We start from the raw sequence: 6,017 nt of genomic DNA, 5'->3' as shown, positions 1-6,017 counted from the left end.
CGTCGCGTCGCCTCGGGCGAAGGCCAACTCGCCGAAGAGCCGTGGGTGGCGGCGCGCAATGCCGCCGTTCTGGCGCTTCTCTACGGCTCGGGCATGCGCATCGGCGAGGCGCTGGGCCTGACCGGGGCGGAAATTGCCGCCCTGCGCGGCGGTACCCTGCGGATCACCGGCAAGGGCGGCAAGACGCGGGTGGTGCCGGTTCTGCCGGTGGTCGTCCAGGCGGTCGAAGAATATCGGCGCCTCTGCCCATACCACCTGACGGCGGAAGCGCCGCTTTTCCGCGGCGTGCGCGGCGGCGCCTTGCAGCCGGCCATCATCCAGCGCGAGATGAAGAAGATGCGTTCCGCGCTCAACCTGCCCGACACGGCGACGCCGCATGCGCTGCGCCACTCCTTCGCCACCCATCTTCTGGGCCGCGGCGGCGACCTGCGGGCAATCCAGGAACTGCTCGGCCACGCCAGTCTCTCGACGACGCAGGTCTATACCGCGGTCGACACCTCACGGCTTCTGGAGATCTACGACAGTGCGCATCCGCGCGCCTGACCCGCGCGGTTTCGACGAGCGGCTTAACAGTTTCGCCGCTTTCCCACGGTAAGGGTGAGCCATGAAACGCGCCCGCTCCATCGCCGACCGCATCGCGGAGTTTTCGCTGGGCTTCGTGTCGGCCGTCAATCTCCTGTTCGTGCTGGTCTTCATGGCTGTGCTTCTCATCGCGACGGGCCGCGTTCGCGCCGAGGAGACAGCCTGCGCGGGGCACGACCTCGTGGAAGAGCTTGCCGAGCGCGATCCCGCGCTGCTCGAGGAGATGCAGGAAGAAGCGGCCGCGGCGGAAAACGGCCGGGGCCTGCTGTGGCGCGTGGAAGGGCGGCAGGGTCCGTCCTCTTATCTCTTCGGTACGATGCATGTAAGCGATCCGCGCGTGGTGGACCTGCCGTCGGCGGCGCGCGAGGCTTTCGCCGAAGCCGGCACGATCGTCATCGAGACCACCGACGTGCTGGACGAGCGGGAGATGATGGCTGCGATGGCGGAAACGCCGGGCCTGATGATGTTCCCGCCGGGCGAGGACCTGACGGACCATCTCACGCCGCGCGAGCGCGACATCGTCTCCGCCGCACTCGCCGCGCGCGGCGTGCCGCTGCAAAGCGTGGTGAAGATGAAGCCCTGGATGCTGATCGCGCTCGTGTCGCTGCCGGCGTGCGAGCTGGAACGACAGGAAGAGGGCGCACTGGTGCTCGACGCAAAGCTTGCCGACCAGGCACAGGCCGAGGGTAAACGGCTCGTCGGATTGGAGAGCATCCGCGAGCAATTGGAGGCGATGGCGTCCCTGCCGATGGAGACGCATGTCCACGGACTGATCGGGACGCTTGCGCTCAAGGATCGCACCGACGATATGATCGAGACGCTGATTGGCCTTTATTTGCGCGGTGAGACCGGCATGTTCTGGCCGGCGCTCGACCGCCTCCTGCCAGACGATGAAGCGACGGCCCAAAGCTATGCGGCCTTCGAGGAAGCCATGGTGAAGGCGCGCAACAGGCAGATGGCCGAACGTGCCGTTCCGCTGATCGAGGCGGGCGGAGCCTTCATCGCAGTGGGTGCCATGCATCTGCCGGGGCCGGACGGGCTGGTCTCTCTCCTGCGCGAGACGGGCTACACGGTTACACGCGCTGACTGAGTCGGAGCGCCGGTTTCGGCTTGCTTGCACATCTTCCGGGCGTCGGCACGGCACGAGGCTTCTCGCGGCGCGGTCCCCTTCGGGAACACTTTGCAACTCTACGGCGTTAAGCGGCGAACAAACAACGGAGAATCCCGATGAGTGAGCGAGACCGGAATCGAGATCCCGATGCGCCCAACGCGGATCCGGCGGGCGGCCGTACGCCGCCACCGGCGAATCAGACGGTGGTGCGCTCCAGCGGTACCAGTACTTTCATCGTGGTGGCGGTGCTGGCGGCGATCCTGATTATTCTCTTCCTTGCCTTTGGCGGCGGTGCGTTCTTTGGCGATACCGAGACGATCGTGGCGCCGGAGAACGAGGAGACGGTGGTCGTGCCGGAAGGCGACGACGCCCCTGCGGCGCCCGCACCCGATGCGACCGGCGAGGCGCCTGCGGCGCCGGAAGGCGGCGAGGCTCCGGCCGATACCGCACCGGCTACGCCGGACACCGGCGATACCGCTCCGGCGCCCGATACGGATACGACCCAGCCGCAGTAGCGAGCCGGGCTTGCGGCCGCGGGCTTTCCGCGGCCGCCACGCCATCCGTCAGGAGTGGATCGGCTTGGAGAAGGCGGCGAGCGCGGCTTCCTTGACCGCCTCGGACATGGTCGGGTGGGCATGGCAGGTGCGTGCCAGGTCCTCCGACGAGCCGCCGAACTCCATCAGGACGGCTGCCTCGTGGATCATCTCGCCGGCGCCGAACCCGAGGATGTGCACGCCGAGAATGCGGTCGGACGCCTTGTCGGCCAGAACCTTCACGAAGCCGTCCGTGTGCAGCATCGAGCGGGCGCGGCCGTTGGCGGTGAAGGGGAACTTGCCGGCGCTGTATTCGATGCCGGCCTCCTTCAGCTCCTCCTCGGTGCGGCCGATGGAGGCGACCTCCGGGCTGGTGTAGACGACGCTGGGGATGACCCCGTAGTTCACGTGGCCGGCCTGACCGGCGATCATTTCGGCCACGGCGACGCCTTCCTCCTCGGCCTTGTGGGCGAGCATCGGCCCGGCGATCACGTCGCCGATGGCGAAGATGCCGGGAATGTTGGTGCGCAGGTGCTCGTCCGTCTTCACGCGCCCGCGCTCGTCCGTCTCCACGCCCGCCTCATCGAGGCCGAGGCCCTCGGTGACCGGCCTGCGGCCGGTGGCGACCAGCACGACATCGGCTTCAATCGTTTCGGCCTCGCCGCCTTTGGCCGGCTCGAAAGTGACCTTCGCACCCTTCCTGGCCTTGGAGACATCCGTCACCTTGGCGCCGAGATGGAAGGTCATGCCCTGCTTGCCGAGCAGGCGCTGGAACTGCTTGGCGACCTCGCCATCCATGCTGCCGAGGATCGTGTCGAGATATTCGACCACAGTGACCTCCGTGCCGAGCCGCGCCCAGACGGAGCCGAGCTCAAGGCCGATCACACCGCCGCCGACCACAATCATCTTTTCCGGCACCTTGGAGAACTCCAGCGCGCCGGTGGAGGAGACGATCGCCTTTTCGTCAAACTTGACGTCGACACCCGGAATGCCGGCCACATCCGAGCCGGTGGCGATGACGATGTTCTTCGCCTCGACGGTCTCTTCCTTGCCGTCCTCGCCGGTGACGACCACCTTCCCGGCCCCGGCGATGCGCCCGGTTCCGCGGAAGACGTCGATCTTGTTCTTCTTGAACAGGAAATCGAGGCCCTTGACGTTCTGTTCGACAGTCTTGTCCTTGTGGGCCAGCATCTTCTTCAAGTCCGCCTTCGGCTGGTCCACGTCGATGCCGAGATCGGCGAAGGAATGCTGCGCCTCGGCCAGCATCTCGGTGGCATGGAGCAGCGCCTTGGAGGGAATGCAGCCGACATTGACGCAGGTGCCGCCGTGGTTCGGGCGTTTCTCCACCACCGCCGTCTTGAGGCCGAGCTGGGCCGCCTTGATGGCGCAGACATAGCCTCCGGGGCCGGTTCCGATCACGACAATATCATAGGTGGTGGGCATGGGTTCTTCCTGCCTGTTCTGTTTCCACTTTTGGAGCGGACTACCGCCCCCCGGTTACGTCGATGAATGCTCCGGTGACGTAGGACGCCGCGTCGGACAAAAGCCAAACGATGGCATTGGCCACCTCTTCCGCGCTGCCTTCGCGCTTCATGGGAACGGCGGCGCGCATCTGCTTCACGCGGTCCGGCTCGCCCCCGGAGGCATGGATCTCCGTGTCGATGATGCCGGGCCGGACGGCGTTCACGCGAATGCCTTCTTCCGCCACCTCCTTGGCAAGCCCGGTGGTGAAGGTGTCGATGGCGCCCTTCGAGGCGGCGTAGTCGACATACTGGCCGGGACCGCCCAGAAGTGCCGCGACGGAGGAGAGGTTGACGATCCCGCCGCCCTTGCCGCCGTGCCGGGTGGACATGCGCCGAACCGCCTCCCGCGCGCACAGGAACGAGCCGACCACGTTGACACGCATCATGCGCTCGAGGCGCTCGAAGCTCATCTCGTCGACGCGGGCGCGGATGTCGACGATGCCTGCGTTGTTCACGAGACCGCCCAGAGCGCCGAACGAATCCGCGGCAGCGAACAGAGCTTCGATGTCAGCCGGTTCGGCGACATCCGCCTGCACGAGGATTCCGTCGCTGCCCGCTTTCCTGACCTGGCCGAGCACGGCTTCGGCCGCCTTCTCGTCGGCGCGATAGTTGATGACGACGCGCCAGCCAGCACGGGCGGCCTGCAATGCCGTGGCCGCGCCGATGCCGCGGCTCGCGCCGGTGACGATCAGGACGTCATTGCTGGCTGGCATCGGGTCTCTCCATTTCGGTGTCGTGGGAGGAGGTGCATGGGATCAGGTGAGGCTATCGGTCGGAAAATGCCAGGCGAAGGCCGAAGCCGGCGAAGGCGGCCGCCACCGTGCGCCGCATCCATTTGAGCACGGTATCGCTTCTCAACACCTTCTCGCCGAAAAGCGCGGCGAAGGCGCCATAGACGACGAAGACGGCGAAGGTCATGGCCATGAAGACCGCGCCGAGGGCTAGGATCTGGCTGATGGCGGACCCTGCTGCGGGATCGATGAATTGCGGGATGAAGGCGAGGAAGAAGAGGGATAGCTTCGGGTTCAGCGCATTGATGAGGACGCCGGTCCTGATGACCGTCCATGCCGCCACGGGCCGGCGTTCGCCGGCCTTTATCCTCAGCGGACCCGATTCCTTCAGGGTCTGCCAGGCGAGATAGAGGAGGTAGAGGACGCCGGCGAGCTTGACGGCCTGGAAGAGAAGTGCGCTCGTGTGGAGGAGGGCGGCGAGGCCGACCGCCGAGGCGAACAGGGCCGGCAGGATGCCGAGCGTGCAACCGAAGGCGGCGGCGAAGCTTGCCCTGCGGCCGGCGGTGAACCCCATGGCAACCGTGTAGACGACCCCTGTGCCCGGGACGAGGACGACGATCAGAGCGGTGATAAGGAACTCGATGCTCATCGACGGCTCTCCGGAGCGGGGCGGGGAGAAGCTCGGCAGGGCAGAGGGGCGCGCGACAGAGAACCGGCGTCTGCGAGCACTTCCATATCCCCCACGCCCCTCGCGCCTCTCCTAAAGATCCAACACCAGCCGTTCCGGATCCTCCAGAACCTCCTTCACCCGCACGAGGAAGGTCACCGCCTCCTTTCCATCGACGATGCGGTGATCGTAGGAGAGCGCCAGATACATCATCGGACGGATCTTGATCTCGCCGCCGACGACCATCGGCCGCTCCTGGATCTTGTGCATGCCGAGGATGCCCGACTGCGGGGCGTTGAGGATCGGCGTCGACATGAGCGAGCCGTAGACGCCGCCATTGGAGATGGTGAAGGTGCCGCCCTGCATGTCGGCCATGGAGAGCTTGCCGTCGCGGGCGGCGGCCCCCAGGCGGCCGATCTCCTTTTCGATCTCGGCGATCGTCATGCGGTCGGCATCGCGCACCACGGGCACGACAAGGCCGCGCTCGGTACCGACGGCGACGCCGATGTGGCAGTAGTTCTTGTAGATGATATCAGTGTTGTCGATCTCGGCGTTGACCGTCGGGATCTCGTGCAGCGCGTGGCAGACGGCCTTGGAAAAGAAGCCCATGAAGCCGAGCTTCACGCCGTGCTTCTTTTCGAACAGGTCCTTGTACTTCTTGCGCAGGTCCATGACCGCCGTCATGTCCACCTCGTTGAAGGTGGTGAGCATCGCGGCGGTGTCCTGGGCCTCCTTGAGGCGCCGGGCGATCGTCTGGCGCAGGCGCGTCATCTTCACGCGTTCCTCGCGCGCCTCGTCGTCGCTCGGCGAGGGTGCGCGGGCCGCCTTGGGCGCTTCCGCCACCTTCGGCGTCTCCGCCGGCTCGCTGGG

General features: G+C 66.4%; 7 protein-coding genes. 3 read left to right on the top strand and 4 right to left on the bottom strand.

Translation table 11 applies throughout. The annotated features are described in order from the left end of the window. From ACFP9U_RS23190 to ACFP9U_RS23180, 3 genes are all read left to right on the top strand, one after another. On the top strand, window positions 1-543 hold a 543-nt coding region (locus tag ACFP9U_RS23190), incomplete at its 5' end, for a tyrosine-type recombinase/integrase (protein WP_378625084.1). A 61-nt stretch (window positions 544-604) separates the two neighbouring features. After that, window positions 605-1,672, top strand: coding sequence for a TraB/GumN family protein (locus tag ACFP9U_RS23185; RefSeq protein ID WP_378625083.1), 1,068 nt, complete (start codon window positions 605-607; stop codon window positions 1,670-1,672). Window positions 1,673-1,809: 137 nt separating this feature from the next. Beyond that, complete coding sequence (locus ACFP9U_RS23180) at window positions 1,810-2,208, top strand: hypothetical protein (protein WP_378625081.1); 399 nt, start codon at window positions 1,810-1,812, stop codon at window positions 2,206-2,208. Window positions 2,209-2,256: 48 nt separating this feature from the next. Here ACFP9U_RS23180 and lpdA read toward each other — a convergent pair whose 3' ends face one another. The 4 genes from lpdA to odhB form a co-directional block, all read right to left on the bottom strand. Continuing rightward, complete coding sequence (gene lpdA / locus ACFP9U_RS23175; protein ID WP_378625080.1) at window positions 2,257-3,669, bottom strand: dihydrolipoyl dehydrogenase; 1,413 nt, start codon at window positions 3,667-3,669, stop codon at window positions 2,257-2,259. A 40-nt stretch (window positions 3,670-3,709) separates the two neighbouring features. Then, on the bottom strand, window positions 3,710-4,462 hold the full coding sequence (locus ACFP9U_RS23170) for an SDR family oxidoreductase (RefSeq protein ID WP_378625078.1): 753 nt from the start codon (window positions 4,460-4,462) through the stop codon (window positions 3,710-3,712). 52 nt (window positions 4,463-4,514) lie between these two features. Next, a complete protein-coding gene (locus ACFP9U_RS23165; protein ID WP_378625077.1) occupies window positions 4,515-5,129 on the bottom strand; it encodes a LysE family translocator in 615 nt (204 codons plus the stop codon). 111 nt (window positions 5,130-5,240) lie between these two features. Further along, the coding region (gene odhB / locus ACFP9U_RS23160; protein WP_378625075.1) for a 2-oxoglutarate dehydrogenase complex dihydrolipoyllysine-residue succinyltransferase at window positions 5,241-6,017 on the bottom strand (777 nt) is incomplete at its 5' end.

Origin of the sequence: Nitratireductor sp. GCM10026969 (assembly GCF_042660605.1) — a bacterium.
Classification (GTDB): Bacteria; Pseudomonadota; Alphaproteobacteria; order Rhizobiales; family Rhizobiaceae; genus Chelativorans.
Note: the sequence above shows the minus strand (reverse complement) of the source record. Positions and strands in the feature narration are given on the sequence as shown.